Source organism: Aeromonas sp. R7-4 (genome assembly GCF_040908055.1).
Classification (GTDB): Bacteria; Pseudomonadota; Gammaproteobacteria; order Enterobacterales; family Aeromonadaceae; genus Aeromonas; species Aeromonas sanarellii.
Genome location: NZ_JBFODA010000060.1, coordinates 1 through 20,574, shown reverse-complemented (window position 1 = coordinate 20,574; position 20,574 = coordinate 1). Strand labels below are relative to the sequence as shown.

The 20,574-nt window shown below is 63.9% G+C and carries 18 protein-coding genes; 4 read left to right on the top strand and 14 right to left on the bottom strand.

From position 1 onward, the window contains the following. Nucleotides 1-26: 26 nt before the first annotated feature. Nucleotides 27-920 (top strand): EamA family transporter, encoded by an 894-nt coding sequence (locus AB5Y72_RS16270; RefSeq protein ID WP_042076674.1) that lies wholly within the window; start codon nt 27-29, stop codon nt 918-920. Nucleotides 921-1,055: 135 nt separating this feature from the next. After that, nucleotides 1,056-2,861 carry an extracellular solute-binding protein gene (locus AB5Y72_RS16265; protein WP_368199262.1) on the top strand — a complete coding sequence of 602 codons (1,806 nt, stop codon included), beginning with the start codon at nt 1,056-1,058 and terminating at the stop codon, nt 2,859-2,861. A 96-nt stretch (nt 2,862-2,957) separates the two neighbouring features. On the opposite strand, the gene AB5Y72_RS16260 is transcribed toward AB5Y72_RS16265, so the two are convergent. Both AB5Y72_RS16260 and AB5Y72_RS16255 read right to left on the bottom strand, forming a co-directional pair. Then, on the bottom strand, nt 2,958-3,350 hold the full coding sequence (locus AB5Y72_RS16260; RefSeq protein WP_042076678.1) for a DUF2750 domain-containing protein: 393 nt from the start codon (nt 3,348-3,350) through the stop codon (nt 2,958-2,960). 93 nt (nt 3,351-3,443) lie between these two features. Beyond that, nucleotides 3,444-4,001, bottom strand: a complete 558-nt coding sequence (locus AB5Y72_RS16255) for a hypothetical protein (RefSeq protein WP_209793045.1) — start codon at nt 3,999-4,001, stop codon at nt 3,444-3,446. A 246-nt stretch (nt 4,002-4,247) separates the two neighbouring features. On the opposite strand from AB5Y72_RS16255, the gene AB5Y72_RS16250 reads away from it, so the two are divergent. Further along, the gene (locus AB5Y72_RS16250) at nt 4,248-4,496 is read left to right on the top strand and encodes a TIGR02647 family protein (protein WP_010675310.1); all 249 of its coding nucleotides are present in this window, start codon (nt 4,248-4,250) and stop codon (nt 4,494-4,496) included. On the opposite strand, the gene AB5Y72_RS16245 is transcribed toward AB5Y72_RS16250, so the two are convergent. The 7 genes from AB5Y72_RS16245 to AB5Y72_RS16215 all read right to left on the bottom strand — a co-directional run bounded on the left by AB5Y72_RS16245 (nt 4,483) and on the right by AB5Y72_RS16215 (nt 10,338). Next, nucleotides 4,483-4,788: a hypothetical protein gene (locus AB5Y72_RS16245; protein WP_219144379.1), complete on the bottom strand. Its 306-nt coding sequence runs from the start codon at nt 4,786-4,788 to the stop codon at nt 4,483-4,485. The genes AB5Y72_RS16250 and AB5Y72_RS16245 overlap by 14 nt on opposite strands. A gap of 94 nt (nt 4,789-4,882) precedes the next feature. Continuing rightward, on the bottom strand, nt 4,883-5,092 hold the full coding sequence (locus tag AB5Y72_RS16240; RefSeq protein ID WP_005302803.1) for a cold-shock protein: 210 nt from the start codon (nt 5,090-5,092) through the stop codon (nt 4,883-4,885). Nucleotides 5,093-5,298: 206 nt separating this feature from the next. Further along, on the bottom strand, nt 5,299-6,399 hold the full coding sequence (locus AB5Y72_RS16235) for a dihydrolipoamide acetyltransferase family protein (protein WP_368199232.1): 1,101 nt from the start codon (nt 6,397-6,399) through the stop codon (nt 5,299-5,301). 94 nt (nt 6,400-6,493) lie between these two features. Further along, on the bottom strand, nt 6,494-7,480 hold the full coding sequence (locus tag AB5Y72_RS16230) for an alpha-ketoacid dehydrogenase subunit beta (protein WP_219142337.1): 987 nt from the start codon (nt 7,478-7,480) through the stop codon (nt 6,494-6,496). Then, a complete protein-coding gene (pdhA, locus tag AB5Y72_RS16225) occupies nt 7,473-8,570 on the bottom strand; it encodes a pyruvate dehydrogenase (acetyl-transferring) E1 component subunit alpha (protein ID WP_077095369.1) in 1,098 nt (365 codons plus the stop codon). Before pdhA ends, AB5Y72_RS16230 begins: the two co-directional genes overlap by 8 nt. Before the next feature lie 271 nt (nt 8,571-8,841). Continuing rightward, on the bottom strand, nt 8,842-9,867 hold the full coding sequence (astE, locus tag AB5Y72_RS16220) for a succinylglutamate desuccinylase (protein WP_042076690.1): 1,026 nt from the start codon (nt 9,865-9,867) through the stop codon (nt 8,842-8,844). A gap of 261 nt (nt 9,868-10,128) precedes the next feature. Continuing rightward, nucleotides 10,129-10,338, bottom strand: a complete 210-nt coding sequence (locus AB5Y72_RS16215; RefSeq protein WP_042076692.1) for a DUF1127 domain-containing protein — start codon at nt 10,336-10,338, stop codon at nt 10,129-10,131. Between the two features lie 509 nt (nt 10,339-10,847). On the opposite strand from AB5Y72_RS16215, the gene AB5Y72_RS16210 reads away from it, so the two are divergent. Beyond that, nucleotides 10,848-11,741, top strand: coding sequence for a DNA replication terminus site-binding protein (locus tag AB5Y72_RS16210; RefSeq protein WP_042076693.1), 894 nt, complete (start codon nt 10,848-10,850; stop codon nt 11,739-11,741). A 73-nt stretch (nt 11,742-11,814) separates the two neighbouring features. Here the strand turns inward: AB5Y72_RS16210 and AB5Y72_RS16205 are convergent, their stop codons facing one another. From AB5Y72_RS16205 to AB5Y72_RS16185, 5 genes are all read right to left on the bottom strand, one after another. Beyond that, entirely contained in the window at nt 11,815-15,672 is a 3,858-nt protein-coding gene (locus AB5Y72_RS16205; RefSeq protein ID WP_368199230.1) for a DEAD/DEAH box helicase, read from the bottom strand. Between the two features lie 187 nt (nt 15,673-15,859). After that, nucleotides 15,860-16,513, bottom strand: coding sequence for a YceH family protein (locus AB5Y72_RS16200; RefSeq protein ID WP_049637067.1), 654 nt, complete (start codon nt 16,511-16,513; stop codon nt 15,860-15,862). A 136-nt stretch (nt 16,514-16,649) separates the two neighbouring features. Continuing rightward, nucleotides 16,650-17,099, bottom strand: a complete 450-nt coding sequence (locus AB5Y72_RS16195; protein WP_052447009.1) for a glycine zipper 2TM domain-containing protein — start codon at nt 17,097-17,099, stop codon at nt 16,650-16,652. 172 nt (nt 17,100-17,271) lie between these two features. Further along, entirely contained in the window at nt 17,272-18,987 is a 1,716-nt protein-coding gene (locus tag AB5Y72_RS16190) for a Wzy polymerase domain-containing protein (RefSeq protein ID WP_368199229.1), read from the bottom strand. 64 nt (nt 18,988-19,051) lie between these two features. Beyond that, entirely contained in the window at nt 19,052-20,470 is a 1,419-nt protein-coding gene (locus AB5Y72_RS16185) for an IS66-like element ISUnCu16 family transposase (protein WP_201972752.1), read from the bottom strand. Nucleotides 20,471-20,574 lie beyond the last annotated feature (104 nt).

Below are 20,574 nucleotides of genomic sequence, written 5' to 3'. Positions count from 1 at the left end.
AGGGGCCGATCACACAAGGACGTTGCATGCAAACCAAGGACAAGTGTCTGGCCGCCCTGGTCATCCTCTGCTGGGGCCTCAACTTCGTCGCCATCAAGTGGGGGCTGGAGGGCATTCCGCCGCTGCTGCTGGGGGCGTTGCGCTTCATCGGGGTGGTCTTCCCCGCCATCCTGCTGGTCCCCAGGCCCGCCATGCCCTGGCGCTGGCTGCTGGCCTACGGCGGCGCCATCAGCCTGGGCCAGTTCGCCTTCCTGTTCTGCGCCATGAAGTTCGGCATGCCCGCGGGCATGGCCTCTCTGGTGCTGCAATCCCAGGTGGTGTTCACCCTGCTGTTCGCCATGATCTGGCTGGGGGAGCGCTGGCAGCCCCACCACTGGGTGGCCCTGCCCCTGGCGGGGCTGGGTCTCTACCTCATCGCCACCCATGGCGAGGGTAACCTGACCCTGCTCGGCTTCGTGCTGACCCTGTGCGCGGCCGCCTGCTGGGGACTTGGCAACGTCATCAACCGCCAGATAGGGCTGCGCTACCAGACCACGCTGCCCAGCCTTATCGCCTGGGGCGGCCTGGTGCCCATACTCCCCTTCCTCGCGCTCTCCTGGCTGTTCGAGGGACCGGAGCTGATGGCCAGCAGCCTGCTGAACTTCAGCTGGCAGGGGCTCCTGTGCGTGCTCTATCTCTCCTTTGTCGCCACCTGGCTCGGCTACGGCCTGTGGGGGCGGCTGCTGATGCGCTATCCGGTGGCGCAGGTGGCCCCCCTCTCCCTGCTGGTGCCCTGCGTCGGCATGGTGGCCGCAGCCCTGCTGCTGGATGAACACCCCACCCCCTTGCAGTGGCTGGGCTCCGGCCTGGTGCTGCTCGGCTTTCTGGTGCATCTGCTGGGAGGCAGAATGCGGCTGTTCAGGGTCCAGGCCGAGGATTGACCTCGCAGGGGAAACTTCCCATGATGGTGAAGGCCCTCTTGGGCCCGATCCCCTATCCCGGCCGGACGCCATCATCAGGAGAGCAAGGACATGCGCCACCCTTCACCCTCGGTCATTCCCTCTTTATCACGGGCCATGGGGCTCATGGCCATCGTGCTGCCGCTGTGCTGGAGCCCCTTCGGCTGGAGTGCCAGCCTGCCGGCCGACCTCAAATGGGAGAGCAACGACACCGACCCCGTCTATGCCGACCCAGAGGCCAGGCGGGGCGGTACCTTCCGTGACTTCATGTCGAGCTTCCCGCTCACCCTGCGCAAATACGGGCCCGACTCCAACGGCGGTTTTGCCGGTTATGTTCGCGAGACCAACCTGCCGCTCTTGAGCACCCACCCCGTCACCGGCCATCCCGTGCCGATGCTGGCCAACCAGTGGGCCTTCGGCGCGGACCACAAGACCCTCTATTTTCGCATCAACCCCAAGGCGCGCTGGTCGGACGGCCAGCCCGTCACCGCCGATGACTGGGTCTTTACCCTCAAGATGATGCGCAGCAAGGAGATAAACGACCCCTGGTACAACAACTACTACAGCACCCAGATAAGCGAGGTGACCCGCTTCGACGACCATACCCTGGCCATCACCAGCGGCACGGAGAAGAGCCGGGAGGATCTGCTGGAATCCCTGCCGTTCAGCCCGGAACCCAGCCACGCCATCAAGCTGACCAGCGACTGGGTCAAGGAGTACAACTGGAAGGTGCTGCCGGTCACCGGCCCCTACCGGATCGGCGAGGTGAAGAAGGGCAAGGCGATCACCTTCGAGCGGGTCAAGGATTGGTGGGGCAATGACGAGCGCTACTTCCAGCACCGCTTCAATCCGGACCGGATCGAGATCAAGGTGCTCAGGGATCAGAACATCGCCTGGCAGCACTTCCTGCGCGGCGAGCTGGACACCTTCCCCCTGGTCATGCCCAACTGGTGGCACGACAAGAGCAAGACGCCGGAGTTCGAGAAGGGCTACATAGCGCGGCTCTGGTTCTACAACCAGACGCCCCAGCCCCCCATGGGGCTCTATCTCAACACCGCGGATCCGCTGCTGAGGGATCTCGACGTGCGGCTCGGCATCCAGCACGCCCTCGCCTTTGACAAGATGATCGCCACCCTGCTGCGGGGGGATTACCAGCGTCTCAACACCTATGGCTCGGGCCAGGGGAATTTCACCAATACCGACCTCAAGGCACGCCCCTTCGATCCCAAGCTCGCCCGGGAATACTTCGCCAAGGCGAGCTTCACCAAGACCGGACCGGATGGCATCTTGCGAAACGACAAGGGCCAGCCCCTGACCCTGACCATCACCTACACCACGGCGGAGCACGCCCAGCGTCTCACCCTGCTGCGGGAAGAGGCGAAGAAGGCCGGACTCAACCTCGAGCTCAACCTGATGGATGCCTCGGCCGGCTTCAAGTCCATGCTGGAGAAGAAACACCAGAGCGCCTGGATGGCCTGGAGCGGAGGCCGTTACCCCGCCTATTGGGAACACTTCCACAGGGTCAACGCCAACAAGCCCCAGACCAACAACATCATGAACCTCGATGACGAGGCCCTCTCGGCCCTGGTGGAGCAGTACGACAAGGCGTTCGATTTCGGCAAGAAGGCCGAGCTCTCCCGCCAGATCCAGCAGCGGCTCTATGAGCTCGCCAGCTTCGTCCCCGCCTACCAGGTGCCCTATACCCGGGCCGGCGCCTGGCGCTGGGTCCGCCTGCCCAAGGTGCCGGCGACGCCCCAGAGCGATCTGCTCTACTGGCCGCTGGACGGGGGCAACAGCGGCTACAGCTTCGGCGGCCTGCTCTGGATCGACGAAGAGGCGAAGGCGCAGACCCGGGCCGCCATCAAGTCAGGCCAGACCTTCCCGGCAGTCACCCTGATTGATACCACCTATCAGCAGAAATGAAGCGGCTTGCGCCGCCTAGCCGCGCCACAAACAAAAGACCCCGCACATAGGCGGGGTCTTTTCTGCAACCGGGGTTGCAACGGCAAGCGGGGGCGATCAGCCGCGCTTGGCCTGCTTTTGCGCGATGGCGTCGGCCACGTCGGCCGGATCCAGCACTATGCCTTCCTGATCCGGCGTCGGGAACACGGCGACGCAGAGCTCGTCCTGCTCCATGCCATCCACCCAGCGCTCCAGCCACACCTTGAGGGTGATGGACTGCGGCTTGCACTCGGCCCACTCCCCTTCGGCCCAGGCCTTGGCGTAGTCGGGATGCGGCCATACCGGAATGCAGTCTTCCTCTTCGGTCGTCAGCATCATGACGCCGTGCTCGTCGGTCAGGACAAACAGCTCTTCGTGCTCGACCAGCTTGCTGATGAAGTGATCAAAGCGGTAATCGGCGTTCAGTTGCAGCGCGGCGTTGCGCTCGGTGTCGCTAAGTTCATAGCTCATCGGTCAAGTCTCTCATGAAATAAAGGGCGACATGTTCACATCTTGCCGGCGCCTTGTCCAGCAGGAGTGATCGGTCACCCATTTTTCGCGATCTCATCCCAGCTCCGGGGTCACCAGGGTGATCTCCGCCATCTCGCTGAAACGCTGGCGCAACCAGTAGGCGGACTCCACCTCGACGAAGCAGAGCTGATCCCGTCCGGCCCGCACCCCTTGCATGATCTGCTCGAGGCGCGCCTGTTGCTGTCGTTGCCAGGCCGCCGCCAGCTTGGTGCCATGGGCCTCGTCCACCACCTCGCGGCGCAGCTCGAACAGGTTATCGGTGATCGGGCTGTTTATCTTGGCGGGGCTGTGCCAGTACATCAGCAGGTTATCCAGCATCTCCTCGTCGTAACTCGCGAGCGCCTCGAGCCCGGGAGTGTCGCCTTCCCCCTGGGCGGCAAAGTCGCACCAGCCCGCCGCCAGCGGAGCCAGGCTCTGCGCACTCGCACCCTTGCCATGCTGACGCAGGGCTGTCACGTCCTCCCCCCTGATGGAGGGCAGCCAGAGATCCCCCTGATGTCCGTCCAGGAGGGGAAGCAGCAAGGAGGGGGCATAAACAGGAAAACGGGGGCCCAGGGAGTGCAGCAGAGATACCAGGGTGACAGTGATCATGAGACGCGCCTTGAACTGAACGACCTGGTGTCATACCCGGCCATGAGGATGAACGAGGGGCCATTCTAGCATGTTTACCGATGCAGAGGCCCAGAACCACGGCCCGGCGAGCGGCGGGCCAGAGCCCAAAAAAGCAGCGTTCGAACCTGAGCCTCCCCGAGAAAGACCAATAGTTTGAGCCAGCGCCCACTAAAGTGGCACCGGGGATGCTAGGTTGCATACATCTTTAGCGTGAGGAGTGCATCCATGAGTGGGATCAACCAGGTTTCTGACGATTTTGTGAATGAGCTGAAAATACTGGCGTGTTTTGATCCGGCCAACATGAGCCTGGGGATCAAGCTGCGCAGCGACATGTCGGAAGCGCTGTGCCAGGCCGCAGCACGCCTGCACAGCCAGGGTCTGATCACGGCGGCGGATGGCGGCTATCTGACTCCCTTCGGCATGACCATGCTGGAACATCTCCAGCACCTGCTGGTCGCACTCAAGCCGAATTGAGTTCCTGCGGGGCCCAGAGCGAAAAGTTGAGCAACTCCCAGTGCGCCCCCTGGCGCAGCAGACAGGCAAACAGCAAAGGACCTTCGGGTCCTTTTATCTTGCCATCGATCACCCACTCCCCCACTCTCTTCACCACAGGCTGCGCCCTGATCTCGTCGGGTTGCGTCGCGCTGCCCAGCCGCACCTGCACAAACTGCTGGCACACAGAGGCGGCTTCACGGGCCACGGGATCGGGTATCGGGGCATTGACGGGGCTGGAGAGCACCGCGCTCAGCAGGAGTGATGGGAGCATAGTGGAGGCCATGGCAAGGATCTGTCATCAAGATGGCACAAAACAAAAAGCCGTGGCACCAGAGGTACCACGGCTTTCTTAAATTCTGTAAGAATTACAGAGCAGTTACGTTCTCAGCCTGCGGGCCTTTCTGACCTTGGGTCACAGAGAACTGTACGCGCTGACCTTCAGCCAGGGTACGGAAGCCGTTACCTTGGATGGCGCTGAAGTGAACGAAAACGTCCGGGCCGTTTTCTTGCTGAATGAAGCCAAAGCCTTTGGTTTCGTTGAAGAACTTGACGGTACCGGTGATCATGTTGGACATATCTTTAAACCTGTATTCAAAATAATTACTTATGCTTTTCAGCGGATAAAGCTCAAAAAACGGGATTACTTATGAACAACAGGAAAAGATGCAAAACATCATATTCATTGACATAACTATCGCCCTTTCAAGCTGGTTGAGATTATACGTGCCTTTGTCGATTACGCAAACAAATTTGTACCCCGCCAGCGGCAGGGTACAAACGCTTACACCTCCGCGGATTCCAGCGCCTGAACCAGAGCCTTGAGGAAGCGCGCGGCCTCGCCACCGGTGCAGGCCCTGTGGTCGAACGTCATCGACAGCGGCAGCGCCCTGACCGGGCGCGCCTCCCCGTGAACGAACACCACCTTCTCGAACAGCTTGCCCGCCCCTATGATGGCCACCTGGGGCGGCGTGACGATGGGGCTGGCGTAACGACCCGCGATGGCACCGAAGTTGGTGAGGGTGATCGTCGCCCCCTGCAGCATCTCCCGCGGTACCGCACGGGCCTTCACGTCGGCGATCATCCGATCCAGCCCCTGACGGATGTCCACCCTATCCCGCTCGGCCACGTTCTCCATCACGGGCACATAGAGCCCGTGTTTGGAGTCGACCGCGATGGCCACGTTGACCTCACTGAACAGCCGCCGCGACAGGGTCTCCCCGTCAAACCAGGCATTCATGGAGGGCTCGGCCCGGCAGGCGACGCCGATCGCCTTGATGAGGCGCACCGTCACGTCTTCGTCGGACCGCCAGTGGCGCAAGTCCACCTCGTCCGTGATGCTGACCGGCACCACAGTCCTGTGGGAGTGCTCCATCGCCTTGGCCATGGCCCGCCGCGACCCCTTGAGGAACTCGTTGCCACTCCCCTGCATCGCCTCGAAGGCGCTCTGCACGTCCTGCTCGGTCACCATGCCGGCGCTGCCGCTGCCCTGGATCCTGTCGATGTCGAGGCCGAGTTTTTGCGCCAGCAGGCGCACGGCGGGCATGGCCTGCACCAGGGTGCCGCCGGGCGCCATGGCCCCCACCACGAAGTGATCCTCGATGTGCTGCTGATGGGCACTCACCTTGCCCACCACGGTGCCATCGTCCTCACCGCCCTCGAATTCCACCAGGGGGGCGCCGATGTGGAGTATGTCCCCTTCCTGACCGCACAGCCGGGCGATCACCCCGGCCACCGGCGAGGGCACATCCACCAGCGCCTTCGCGGTTTCAACCGACAACAGCACCTGATCGACGCTCACGGTCTCACCGGCGCGCACCTTCCATTCGACGATCTCGGCTTCGGCCAACCCTTCGCCCAGATCCGGTAATTTGAAAAATTTCATGACCCGTTCTCCATCCGCAGGAACATCACCAAAGGTTGAAAGATCTCATGGCTCTTGCTTGCCGGGGCGCCAGCGCGCCAACCTGTGAAAAAGGTCATAGCCATTTGTTCTCCATCAGCTGGCGAGCCGCATCGGCGATCTCCTGCTCGGTGATGAGGTAGTACTCCTCGTTGCGATAGTAGGGCACGGCAACATCCACCCCGGTGAGGCGTCTGGGCGGGGCCTTGAGGGCGGTGAGCGCCTCCTCGGTGACCCGCGCCACTATCTCGGCGCCCACCCCGAAGCTGCCACAGGCCTCGTGCACCACCAGCAGGCGCCCGGTCTTGCGCACCGAGGTCAGTATGGTCTCCATGTCCAACGGCTTGATGGTGGCCAGATCCAGCACCTCGCACTGGATGTCCTGCTCCGCCAGCAGGGTGGCGGCCCGCATCACCTCCTGGATACAGGCCCCCCAGGCGACCACGGTCAGATCCCGACCCGGTCTCAGGGTGAAGCAGACATCCAGCGGCAGGCCGACACCGTCATCCACCACCTCCGACTTCATAGAGCGATAGATGCGATCCGGCTCGAAGAACATCACCGGATCAGGGTCGCGGATGGCCGACAGCAGCAGGCCGTAGGCCCGCCTCGGGCTGGAGGGGATCACCACCCGCAGCCCCGGGATATGGGCGAACAGGGCCTCCACACTCTCGCTGTGGTGCTCGGGGGAGTGGATGCCGGCCCCATAGGGCGAGCGATAGACTATGGGGCAGGAGAGCCGCCCCCGGGTGCGGTTGCGCATGCGCGCTGCCTGGCAGACGATCTGCTCCATGCCGGGGAAGATGAATCCCTGGAACTGGAATTCGGCGACGGGCTTGAGCCCCTGGGTCGCCATGCCCACCGCCACCCCGGCGATCAGCCCCTCGGCCAGCGGGGTGTCTATCACCCGCTTGAAACCGAACTTGTCGCGCAGGCCCACGGTGGCACGGAACACCCCGCCGTTGACCCCCACGTCCTCGCCCAGCACCACCACGTCGGGGTCGTGCTCCATCTCGTGGTGCAGCGCCAGATTGATGGCTTCGAGCAGCGTTATTTCACTCATGGTGAGCCTCCCCGCCGTGCTGCTGCATACCCTTGGCGATGATGCGCCGGCGCTGTGCGCGGTAATCCTTCGGCAGCTCGGCAAACTGATAGTCGAGCAGGGTCTCCGGCGCCTGCGGCATCATGCCCTCATAGGCGGCCACGGCGCGCTCGACTTCGCGGCTCGCCTCCGCCAGCAGCGCCTGCTCCTGCGCCTCGTCCCACCAGCCCTGCCCGGCCATGAACTGGCGCAGCCGCTTGACGGGCTCCCTGGCCCAGGCGGCTTCCACCTCTGCGGAGTCCCGATAACGGGTTGCGTCGTCGGCGGTGGTGTGATCCCCGAGCCGGTAGCTGACGGCCTCGATCAGGGTCGGTCCCTTGCCGCTGCGAGCCCGTTCGACGGCGGTGCGGGTCGCATCAAAGACGGCCACTACGTCGTTGCCGTCCACCTGGAGGCTGCGCACGCCGGCCCCAATCCCCTTCTGGGCCAGGGTCGGGGCGCTCGACTGCAGCTTGCGCGGCACCGAGATGGCCCACTGGTTGTTGTTGATGATCATCACCATGGGGAGATGCCAGACGCCGGCGCAGTTGAGCCCCTCGAGGAAGTCCCCCTTGGAGGTGCCGCCATCCCCTATGGTGACCACGGCGACCCTGGGCTGATTGCGCAGCTTGAAGGCGGCCGCGATGCCGGCGGCATGGGTGATCTGGGTCGCGATGGGCACGCAGATGGGCAGATCTTCGGAAAGTTCGCCATCTGCCTTGTAAAAGACGCTGCCCCGTTCATCCCCGCCCCAGTACTGCAGGTTCTGCTCCATGGGCACGCCCCGCACGTAGAGAGTGGGCATGTCCCTGTAGTAGGGCACGTAGACATCCTCCGGCTGCATGGCGAGACCGACCCCTATCCCGACCGCTTCCGCCCCCAGGTGGGAGGGAAAGGTGCCGAGCTTGCCGGTTCGCTGCAGTGCAATCGCTTTCTTGTCGTAGCTGCGCACCATCACCATGTTGCGGTAGAAGGTGTGCAGTATCGCCTTGTCCAGCCAGGTCGGCAGTGTCGCGACCGGGCGCCCCTCCTCATCGAGGTAACGAAGGAAGGGGATGTCGACATGGGTCATAACTGGCTCCTTGCCGTTGTCAGCGTCACCACCATGAGGTGACCCCTAAAATGTAAACAACATGTTAAGTGCAGGGCAATGGGATTCACTCAGGTAAGACCAGTAGAAACTTCTTTAATTTAAGAAAGACACTGAGATCTTCGGCGAGCAGAAACGAAAAAGGGAGCCCATTCAGGCTCCCTGTCACGGCGAGTTCGGGATCGCTCCTCCCATCACAATGGCGCTGCGGGCCGCCAGGGAGGCAGATCCTGCCAGCACGGGCGGACCGGGATCACTCCCACAGCCGGGTCGGCACCACCAGCAGCATGGTGCGCTGGCCGATGGCCACGTTGGCGTTGGGGAAGACCACCGCCTCCCGCGGTTTCTCTACCCTGTATTGCCGATCCCCGTCTTCGGCCAGCACAAAACCCTGGGGAAATTCGGTGAAATTGTCCACATCGCTGGCAAACAGGAAACGGAACTGCTCCGACTGCTTGTTGATCACCCGATCGATGGCGAAGAGGGTGAAATCATCCGCCCGCCAGGGCTCGAGCAACACCTCATCCTGGGTCACCAGCTCCTGCAACGCCTGGCGCACCTCGATGAAGCGGGTCATGTCGTTCTCGCCGAAGGGGCGCACCTTGCCCAGCTCCACCGTGAAGGCATGGGCCCCGTGCTGGTGCGAACTGTAATAGCTGAAGGTGGTGGTCGGGCCGCTCGAGAGCAGTATGGTGCGCACGCCGCAGGCACCGAGGAAGCGGACCTGCTCCTTGCAGTGGGGGCGCTCGTGGGGGAAGGGATAGACGGCAAACTTCTCGTGGCGCGAGCCGCGGATGGCGGTGTGCAGATCGTAGTGATAGCGGGGCCTGGCGGGATCGGCGAAGAAGCGGCTCACATACTGCTCCAGGCGCATGGCGCGAATGCGCTCCCGGTTGCACAGCCCCTCCCCCCTGCTGTGGGCACCGGAGAAGAGCCGGTTCATGTTCTCTTCCACCTCCCGCACACCCTGGTTCATGGCGGCGGGGTTGCCAAACAGAAACAGCACCCGGTGACGGGCCCTGAGTTCTCCCCCGAGCAAGCGGCTCAGCAACTGGTTGCAGATCTCGATGGGGGCGGTCTCGTTGCCGTGGATGCCGCAGGAGAGCACTATGTCCTTGCGCCCGCCCGGCCTATCTTCCGCCCCGTGGGCGGGCTCCAGGCAGATCACGCCGGTGTCCCACACGCTCACCCTGGTGCCGTCGGGCAGGTCGAAGTCGAAGGGATCGAGCTGCCACTCGTGGCGACGCGTCAGGGCCAAAAAGTCATGCTGGGGAATCATCCGTCTCACCCTCTTGTCTGGAATACCATGGCCGGATTATACGCAAGGCGAGCGGGCTTAAAATCAATTTTTAAACAAATTCAAACAGTAACGACACAAAATTGGCGATGGTTGATGACAAGTCATTCAACACCAGGGGACGCGAGAGCAATACGGGGGAGGAAAAACGACGGCAGACGGCAAGGGGAAAGGGCGGCTCTTCACGAGGGGCATCAGGCCCCGGGGATCAGCGAGAGAAACGAGGCATCCGTGCCCGGCTGATCAACCACGCCAGAACGGCTTGGTGGTCTCTTGATAGCGATCGGCTTCGTTCAGACCGATGTCCTTGAGCAGGTAGGCGGGCAGCTCGGAGAGCTGGCGACGGCTGCGGCTGCGTTCCAGCCAGGTCAGGACGGTCATCTTGGCGCGAGCAACCAGGTTCGAGTCGCTGGAGTGCTGGTAACCGGCTTCGGTATAGGTCATGTTGGCCATGGTGTGGCTCCTCTAAGTTCTGCACTGGGTTCGTATTTTCTTGCGCAAAGCTTAGTCAGCCCGGTGAGGTGCCTCAATTGACGAATTTTGATACATGACATTAGTAAAAGTAATGGCTATTCTCCCCAGCCATAAAAACATAACCATATGATTTTTATCATAAATGTCAGGGCAACTTTCCCCCGTGCAACCCGACAGCATTTTCTCCTGCATCACGGGTTTCTAACTATGCAGTTTCCTACGTTAGCTATGCACGGACCGGCGCCGGACCCAAAGCCGGCCAGCCCGGTCTCACCACCAATTGTTAACCGAAAGTTTCATTAAAGATCGTTATTTAACAGAACGATGCAGCAAGGCAACGCCTTCGCCACGCACCGCGAGGCGACCCCGATCAGGGGCAGAAAGGGACACTTGGCACCCTGTCGACATGCTGGTATGGTTATTTATACAGTAGTCAGTCATGCTGCCTTTCCCCTCAATGCCGGACAGGCGACACACAGGATCTGCCGATGGACACCTTTACCCCCGCCGCCGCCCTGCGCCAACAGATGGCCCTGCTGGAAGAGGCCCTGGCCCGCCTCGCCAGTCGGCTCGCCCGGCTCGACTTGCAGGAGGCCCATGTCTATCCCCTCCCCGCCGTGGCGCAGGGGGAAGAGCACGAGCCCATCGAGGCCATCGAAGTCGGCCATCTGCAGGGCGACGCGGCGCTGGCCGCGACCCTGGCGGCCTTTCAGGATCACAGCGCCCGCCCCGGCTGCTCCACCAAGGCGACTCATCGCCTGCCGGGCTGGCTGCGCTTCCCCGCCGCCTGTGCCGCTGATCTGGCCCCCCTGATCGAGGAGATCAACGGCCACAAGCTCGCCTTCAAGGCCCTGGTGCAGGCCGCCGGCGGACGGGACGAGAAGTTCGAGCTGGTGCACGGCGCCCTGCCCGGCGTCATCACCCTGCAGGTCTATCGCAAGCTGACCTGGCTTCAGGGGGCGCTCCACTCCCTCGGTTTCACCTGGGCCGACAAGCAGAGCATCAGCCGCCTCAGCCGTGAGCAGGTGCTGGAGATGCTGGAGCGCAGCCGTCGCTACATCCCGGCCCTGTCGGACAACGAGGAGTGGAGCAAGATGGTGGATCAGGAGGTGTACGACATTCGCCGCCTGCCGGCGGATGCCCAGCTGCGCATCCGCCGGCCGGTCAAGACCCACCCCATGATCAACCTGCTCTGGCAGGACAGGGAGCCGCGCAAGCAGCAACTCAAGGCGAGCCTGCCGTTGCTGCTCTGCTCCGATACCTCGCCCAGCGTCACCCACCTGGGCCACTACCCGCCCAAGCTGCGTCAGGCGCGCCGGGATCGCAAGATTGGCGGCGAGCCCATCATCGAGCGGCTGCACCTCTACCTCTATCAGGGGTAGCTCGCCCGCACGGCCCCAACGACAAGGGGAGCATCCCAGATGCTCCCCTTGTCTCGCTCACCCGCACAGGCTGTCAGCTCATCAGCAGCGCTCTCAGGCTCTCCACGTCCAGCCCCTTCACCTCGGACTGGCCGCTCAGGAGGCCATCGGCCAGGGCCCGCTTCTCGTCGTGCAGGGCCACTATCTTCTCCTCCACCGTCTGCTCGCACACCAGCCGATAGACGGTCACCGGCTGGGTCTGGCCCATGCGGTGGGCCCGATCGCTCGCCTGATCCTCCACCGCCGGGTTCCACCAGGGGTCCAGGTGCAGCACGGTATCGGCCTGGGTCAGGTTGAGACCCGTGCCCCCCGCCTTGAGACTGATGAGGAACAGGGGCACCGCTTCGTGGCGAAAACGCAGGATGGACTCCTGACGGGACTTGGCGGAGCAGCCGCCGTCCAGATAGCAGTAGTCCCACTGCTTCTGCGCGATGCGCGCTCGCAGCAGGCTCAGGAGATCGACGAACTGGCTGAACACCAGCACCCGGTGGCCGCCGTCGATGGCCTCCTCCAGCAGGTTCATCGCCTCGTCCAGTTTGCTGCTGGTCTGGGACCACTCCGGCATCACCAGCTGGGGCGAGCAGCAGAGGCGCCGCAGCCGGGTCAGCCCGCTCAGCACGTGCATCAGGGCGCGGCCATCGGCGCTCTGCACCTGCTGCACCACCTCGCGCCTTGTCGCCTCGTAGAGCTGGCGCTCCTCGGGGGAGAGGCTGATGTGGTGGATGATCTCGGTCTTGTCCGGCAGCTCGGTCAACACCTGCTGCTTGAGGCGGCGCAGGATGAAGGGGCTGATCACCGCCCGCAGCATCGCCATGTGGCGGGGATCCTTCACCGCCTTGCCGAAGCGGCGCTTGAACTCGCCGAGGCTGCCGAGCAGGCCCGGGTTGATGAAGGTGAACAGGCTCCACAGCTCGCCGAGGTGGTTCTCGATGGGGGTGCCGGAGAGGGCCAGGCGAAAATCCCCGTCGAGCTGGAACAGCAGTTTGGCACGCTGGGTGCCGGCATTCTTGATCTGCTGCGCCTCGTCCAGCACCATGCTCGCCCAGTGACGGGACTTGAGCGCCTGGGAGAGGCTGCCGAGCATGCCGTAGTTCACCAGGATGATCTGCCCGGCCCTGGCCTCTTGGATCAGGGTCGCCCGCTCGGCGGGGTGCTCGAACACCACCACCTCCAGCTCGGGGGCAAACCGCGCCACCTCCTCCTGCCAGTTGGTGACCACTGACTTGGGTACCACCACCAGGGCGGGGCCGAGATGCTGGCGCATGCGCAGCACCATGAGCGCCTGCAACGTCTTGCCTAGGCCCATGTCGTCGGCGAGACAGGCGCCAAAGCCGTGGTGGGCCAGGGTCGCCATCCAGCGCACCCCCTCCTTCTGGTAGTCCCGCAGCGCCGTCAACAGCTCGGGGGCACACTCCACCTCCTGCTGCCACTCCTGCTGCAAGTCGTGCCAGGCGTCATCCCCGGCGGTGGTCACCGCCGACAGCAGGCGGGCCAGGGGATAGGCCAGCTTGTTGTTGATGCGCTGCTCGGTGTCCAGCATGGCCCCCAGCATGGTGAGACGCTCCACCAGCTTGTCGCTCAGCATCAGGCTGGTCTTCTCGTCGAGCTGGACGGTGCGCTGCCCCGGGGTCAGCTGGCGCAGGATAAGGCGAAGATCGAGGATCTGGTGCTCGTCCAGCGCCAGCGCCCCCTCCACCTGGAACCAGTCCTGGCGCCGCTCGATGCGCAGGCTCAAGGCCGCCTCGTCGAGGCTCTTGAGGCGGGCGCTGTCCTGGTGCCAGTGCACCACCACGCCGGCGTCCACCAGCTCGGGCAGGGCGTTGACCAGGGTCAGCGCCTGCTCGCCATCCAGCTTCCACTCGTTGCCCGGCAGGCCGATGGGCAACTGGTTGCGCAGGCGCTGGGCCTCGGCCTTCTCGGCGGCCAGATCCCGCTGCCAGTAGTGGTACTCCCGGATCCCCTGGCGCACCATGGCCTCCCCCTTGCCAAGGGGCAAGGGAGGGAGATCCCCCTCCCGGGTCACCAGCTGGACCACCAGCTGGCCCTCCTGCCAATCCAGCTGGACCGAGGGGATGCCGGGCCAGGGGGCCAGCTCGGCGTTGCCCTTGAGCCCCGCCACCTGGCTGTGCCAGGGAAGATCCGGGATGGCATCCAGGGTGCGCTGGAGCTCGTCGAGCCCGGCGGGCGGCAGCGCAGGGATAGCCTCCAGGGCCGGCAGCCTGTCGAGCAGCGCCTGCGGCGTCAGAATGAGCTGCCACAGATCCTGGGCCAGGGGCACGATGTGCGCGCCACGGGCCGCGGCGGCCGGGCTCAGCACGGCGCGCATCTGCCGCCCATCCGGGTGCTGTTCGTCGGGCTCGGCCGCGACTATCTGCAGCAAGGGGGCGCTGATGGCCAGTTGCAGCTTCTGCCCCTTGGCATTGAACAGGCGGGGGTGGTCCGCCAGGGGGCGCCAGGCCTCTCGCGGCAGCTTGCCCATATTGCGCTGCAGGGTGCGCACCAGCGCCCAGTCCGCCTCGTCCAGCAGGTTGGCGTACTGGGTGGAGAGCAGGGCCGGATCGACCCGGCGCCCGGCGGTCCACTCCCCCTTGGTGCTCTGCTTCTGGATCTTGCACTCGAGCTCGGGCCCCTCGGCGTGGAGCAGCCATACCAGCCGCTCCTGAGGCTTGCGCACACCGCTCGAGCGCCCCAACCCCTGCAACCAGTTGAGCCAGCTCGCCGAGGCGGGCGCCTTGCCTTCCTCGCCCTGTGCCCCCTCCTCGTCCTCATCCAGGGGGGAGGCGCGCAGCGAATGCAGCGGGGCACGCACCGCCCCCTGCCCCAGCAAGAGCCGCAACAGATCCTGGCAGAAGGCCATCAGACGGTGGCGCGGCTCGGCCTCCAGCAGGTGGGAGAGATCCCACTTGTGCAATATGGTCACCTGGGGACTCTGTTCGCCGTGGCGGGCCAGGGCGCAGAGATCGAGCCAGAGATAGCCCCAGTGCAGCTCCTCCAGCGGCAGTTGCAGGGTATCGAACAGCCCCACCGCCTGACCGTGGCGATCGCCCGCCCACTGTCCCAGCAGATCCGCCAGTAGGGGGGAGCCATTGCCCAGGCTGCGCTGCCACTTCTTGCGCTGTTCGCTCCCCTGCATGGGCTCCGCCTGCTGCAACCAGCCGAGCCAGAGCAGGGCGCTGAACATCCTGGGCCAGGACCCGGCCCCCTCCTGCACCTGCCACTGCCCTAGCGCCCTCTGGAGCCGTTCGGCCAGGGGCTGCTCATCCCCTCGCTCCGCCAGTTGTTGCAGCGACGGCCAGTGAGTGGTCACCTCGCCGGTCAGCGGTCCGCAGAGCCACTCCCACTCGGTGGCCAGCGCCTCGACCCGCGCCGCCAGTGCAGGGGCGCAAGGGGTGACCAGGGACGCCAGCGGCCAGCTCGCCTCCGGCTCGGCATCCAGCAGGGCCTGCAGGGCGAAGTGTTCGAGCAGCAGGGTTTGCCAGGCGGGGCTGGAGCCAGACAGCAGGCGGTGGGCGTCGGGCAGATCCAGCAGGCTCAGGAGCTCCGCGCTCTGGTAATAGGCCGGGATCTGCCCCGCCTCCCCCAGGCAGAGCTCGCGCACCACCCCTTGTGCCACCTCCTGCCCCGTGACCGAGGGCACCCGGCGCCAGTCCGGCATGGGGCAAGCCCCCGAGCGTACCGCCAGGATCAGGGTCAGGGTCCCCTCCGCCGTCAGGCTCCACTGCTGCTCCGTGCGCTGGCGGATCAGCCCCAGCCGCTCCAGCCGGTTCAGGGTGTCGGTCAGCGAATGCTGCCCATGCAGCGTGTCTTGCAGGTAACGGGTGCTGGCGGCGCGCTGCAGTTGCAGCTCGCAGAGCAGGGCATGGCAATCCGAAGAGAGGGTGAAGGCTGACATCGGAACTCACGGGCAGATGCAAAGGCGGAATTTTAACGGGAAAGCGGCGGCGGCTCGACCCTTAAGCGCGAATTAGCACAAAAAAAGCGGCGCAGGGATCTGGAGGCGCCGCCACGGCCAGGGCTCAGGCTGCCGGCGCCATAAAAAAAGGCGCCGCGGCGCCTCTTGATTGAGCCAGGAGTCACCCTCAGCCTTCGAGCCGTGCCAGGCGGGATTCCAGCGCCTGCAACTGCGACTTGAGGCGCTCGACTTCCTCTTCCAGCTGGCTCAGGCGATCGGCGGCAGGAGAGGCGTGGCTGACTGCCGGTGCGCTCTGTGCCAGGGCCTCCAGGTCTATCTCCCCGCCAAACAGGTGGGCGTAGCGGGACTCCCGCTTGCCCGGCTCCCGGGGCAGCTTGACCACATAGGGCCCCCGCTCGACGAGGCCGGCCAGCACGGCATCCACCTCGGTCACGTCGTCGAAACTGCACAGGCGATTGGTGCGCGAGCGCAGTTCACCCGGGGTCTGCGGGCCGCGCAGCAAGAGTTCGCAGACAATACCGAGCTCCTGGGCCGTGAACTTGAGCTCGCCAAATTCGGTGTTGCAGAAGCGGTGCTGATAGCGCGGCACCCGGGCGTTGAAACCGGCGGTATTGACCACCAGGCGGCGGCGGATCAGCTCGTCGATCACGGCGCGGATGTCCAGCTCGGCGAGCTCCAGCACGGGCTCGCGGTTGCTCTTCTGGTTGCAGGCGTTGACCAGCGCATTGAGCGAGAGAGGGTACTGATCCGGCGTGCAGATCTCTTTCTCTATCAGGCAGCCGATCACGCGCGCCTCTAATGGGCCTAGTACTATCTCCATGTCATACTCCCTTGCCAAACAAGACGTTAAGACGGTTATCTTAGCCAAGACGCTCCCGCCGTCCAGCACTCAAGCCCGTTTTTGCGAGCCGATGCCCCCCTTGGTGCAACCTTGTACAGCTCCTGCCCCGACGTGGCTATACAGACTTGTCGACCCGGGTGTCCGCTCCCGTGGTCAGGATGCGCACCCTGTCCCCCTTGGCGAAGGTGAGTGCGGGATCCTGCTCCTGCACGACGTTGAGCAGTTTGCCCGCCTCCGTCTTGATCAGCAGCTCGACCGTCTGCCGGCCCTGCCCGCTCTGCTGGTTACCCTGGCGGCGGCGGGAGACTTCGGCCCCCGCGACGGCCCCCACTGTGGTGGCGACGGTCTGGCCGGAGCCACCGCCAAATTGGCTGCCGACGGCGGCTCCCAGCGCGGCCGCCCCTATGGTGCGAAGGGGCCGGGTAGTTCCCTGCCGGGGCGCCTCCTGGGTGAGGAGGCGGCTCTCCTGTACCGTGCCGTATTCCACCTGGGCGCTGGTGCCCGCGACAGCGGGCGAACCCGTCAGGGCGAGCAGGCTGATGACGATGAATGCACTCTTCTTCACGATATCCACTCCGGTGACGACCAAGACCCGATGACGCCGACCCCGCCTTGGGCCACGCCATCCCCCCGGGGAGACTACACCACCAAAGCTGACTGCCAGCTTGCCCGGGGTGGAAATGATCACGGCCGCGAGGCGGCCGTGATGGAAAGACACCGAGGGCTGTCACTCCGGACTATGAAGAGGGCTTGCGCTCCAGGGTCGCGGCAACGGATCTCGCCGCCGAGCCGGTGAGCAAGGGCTCACCTAGATAAAGCACCAGGGCCTCGGCCCGCAGGCGATCGGCCTCCTCACGCCTCCCCAGGGCATTGAGGGCGATCACCATGTTGGCGTAAATATTGGCCCTGGGGGTATGGCGCACGAACCCCTGCCCCCAGTCGAGATAGGCCTCCAGCTCTCCCTTGTTGTTGCTCTGCAGGCCCACCATCAGCCGCACCGCGTTCACGTCAAACTCCACCCGGGTCAGCCAGGCCATGGGATTGACGATGTCGAGCAGAAGCGCCGGCTGCTTGTAACCGCCCCGCTCATACTTGGTCACCACCCAGGCGGTGTGCAGGGCCGTCAGCATAAAGGGCACGACTATGAGGGGAATGGCGATGGCCGCGAAGCGCAGCAAGAGCCAGGGGCGACAGACATGCTCCCGCCAGTTGGCGTGGCCGGCCAGCCCCTCCTCCTCCACTTCCGCATCCACCACATGGATGAGCAACAGCAGCGCCCACCACAGGGCAATGGCGTGGTAGAAGGGATATTCGGTCTGGGTATGCAGCAGGATGGGCGTGACCAGGGCCAGCAAGGCCGCCCCCCTGACGATGCCAGCACGACCCAGCCGCCACAGCAGGGTGCCCCCCATCAGCACCATGCCGAGCATGGGGGCCATCCCCCCCTCCACCGCCCAGTAGAGAAACTCGTTGTGGGGGTGATCCAGGTTGTATTCGATCTGCACCATGGCGGGGTTCAGCGCCTTGTCGGCCATGTAGTGCTGCAGAAAAACGGACTCGAAACTGCCGTAGCCCCAACCGCTCCAGGGCGCCTCGGCGATGAGCCTGGCAGAATATGGCCAGTAGATGGAACGCATGCCGCCGGACTGGTATATCTCCAGTCCCCGCTTTGCCCCCGCCATCCCGTACTGGGAGGCCAGCCCGAGCGCAACCCCCAGGGCCACCAGACCCAGTACCCGGCCCAGCAACCGCTCACGGTGCAACCGGGGCACGAGCAGCAGCAAGGCCAACACCCCGCCGAGTTGCCCCACCCTGGATTGCACCACCACCAGCAGCAGGGACGTTGCCAGGATCACCCAATAGCGCAGCCCCCTGAGCCAGGGGTGCCCATGGCCCCGCAGCTCCAGCCAGATGGCCAGCGACAAGCCGGTCGCCATGAAGCTCGCCATCACGTTGGGTTGCTGGAAGATGCCGTAGGGGCGGTTGACCTTGGTGTCATAGCCTATCCAGTTGCCCGGCACCAGCAGGTAGTACTGCACCAGGCCGAGCAGCGCCTCTATGGCGACGGCACCCAGCAGCAGATAGAGCAGCCGGTCGCGTGCGCCGCGATCCAGCCGCCACTGGTAGAGGCTGGCGAGGAACAACAGGCCGGCAAACAGCCCCAGCAGCCGGGGAATGGCGTAATCCTTGAGCTCGAAGCCGGGATAGGCCATGGGCAGCAACAGCAGCAAGCCGCCAAGCCACAGGACCGTCAGCAGCGGCGAAACCATCAGCCGCTGGTTGAGGGTGACCTGCCACAGCCCCAGGGCCATCACCAGGCTCGCGAAGATCCAGCCCCAGGCGTTGAAGGGCAGGTAGAGCCCGGCTCCGCCGGGGTTGTGCATAAAGAAATGCATGCCCAGCAGCCAGTACAGCACGCTGATCACCCCAAAGGCCCTTGCTGTTGACGTCATCTTCCCTGACCTCCATGCATTCATGTTCATAACACTATCCCCCAGGCAACAAAAAGGTAACCGTTCACCGGGAGGATGTTGACAACAACTCTTCCGGGAGCGGGTAGTCTGTTTTCTCTATGCAGGCACCGACCACGGCCCTCAGCCATTCCTGCGGACAGCGACCTAACCGCTTGGCTGTCTCTATCAAAGACAAGATGCGCTGCCGAAACAGCTCTCCCCGATGTGACCAAACGCCATAGCTCCCCTTGCGCCACAGCACATACCCGCGTAGCGCCCGTTCCGCCTCATTATTGGTCAAGGCTATCTCGTCGTTTTCCAGAAAACGCCACAGCATTTCATCATCCTTGAGCAGTAGCCGACAGCGACCTCGGTAGCGCTTGCTGCACAGCAAACTGCCTCGCCCCAGCTCTTTTCGCCAGCTTTGCCGACATCGCTCAAGCCTTCGCTGATATTGTTTCTGGCTCAACACGCCTTGTTCATAGCCATGTCGAACCCTGAATACGCTATTTGCGAGAAGCACCAGTCGGGCCCCAATGGGCTGATTGACCTTTTCGCCGCTGTCGGCAATCGCTGCCACATTGCGCAGTACATGGGCCCAGCACAGCTGACGCTGGCTGCTGTCGATGAAACGGTATCCTGCGTACTGGTCTGTCACCAACACGCCATCCAATTCTGAGCCCAGCAGCCGTTTGGCCGCATCCTGACCCCGGCCAAACGCCGTCATGAAACAGACGGCCACCTTGCTCAGTGCCAGCCACATCCAGCGCCGCTCACCACCACGCTGATGCCGTGTTTCATCGGCATGGATACAGGAGGCTGATTGCACTTGTTGTTTGATGGCCTGGTGCGTCGGGGTCAACATGGCACTGACTCGCCCTTGCGCCTCGCTGATGGCGCCGCGACTGAAGCTCAGGCCGAAGTGCTGTTTAAGCTGTTGTTGTATCTGGCTAATGCTCTGGTGAAACAGACCACTTTGCAGGGCGATGTAGCTCAGCAGGTTGGTCCCCATCTGGCTGCTGCTCACCGTCTCGGGCAACGGAGCCGGGCTGGTCTCGATGCAATGACAACAGGTGCCGCTAAAGAGCTGATGTTCGGTCACCCTGTAGCTGACCTCGGGCAGGTCAAAGACCTGATGGACGCGGTAGGGTTTGTCATGAAATACCACATTGCCCCCACAGCAGGCGCACTGTCTGGCAGGGTAATGGGGTATTACCGTCAGCCGTTCATCCGCTGGATGACGCTCACGCCGAGCGCCTTTGTGGCCCGGTTGGGCGCCGCGTTTTTTACCTGAGGCAAGGCGCGGCCGAGCAGGTGGTGGTGAGCCTGGCCCATCACTGGAAGGAGGCTTGGAGGAATTGCCGCTGTGCTGGTTGAGTCGGTCTTCTAGCTCGGCGATGCGCGCCATCAGCTTCTGAATAAGTTCATTAGCCTGCTCAAGGGTCAGCGGCGAAGCGGCCGGTGGGGTCATGGATGTGCTCATGCCCCTGATGGTGCCAAGCTGACAGGATCACGCAAGAGGCAATAGTGGATCACCGGACGATCGTCTCATTTTTTACCTGTCAACTGGTCTGGGTGAACCGTTAC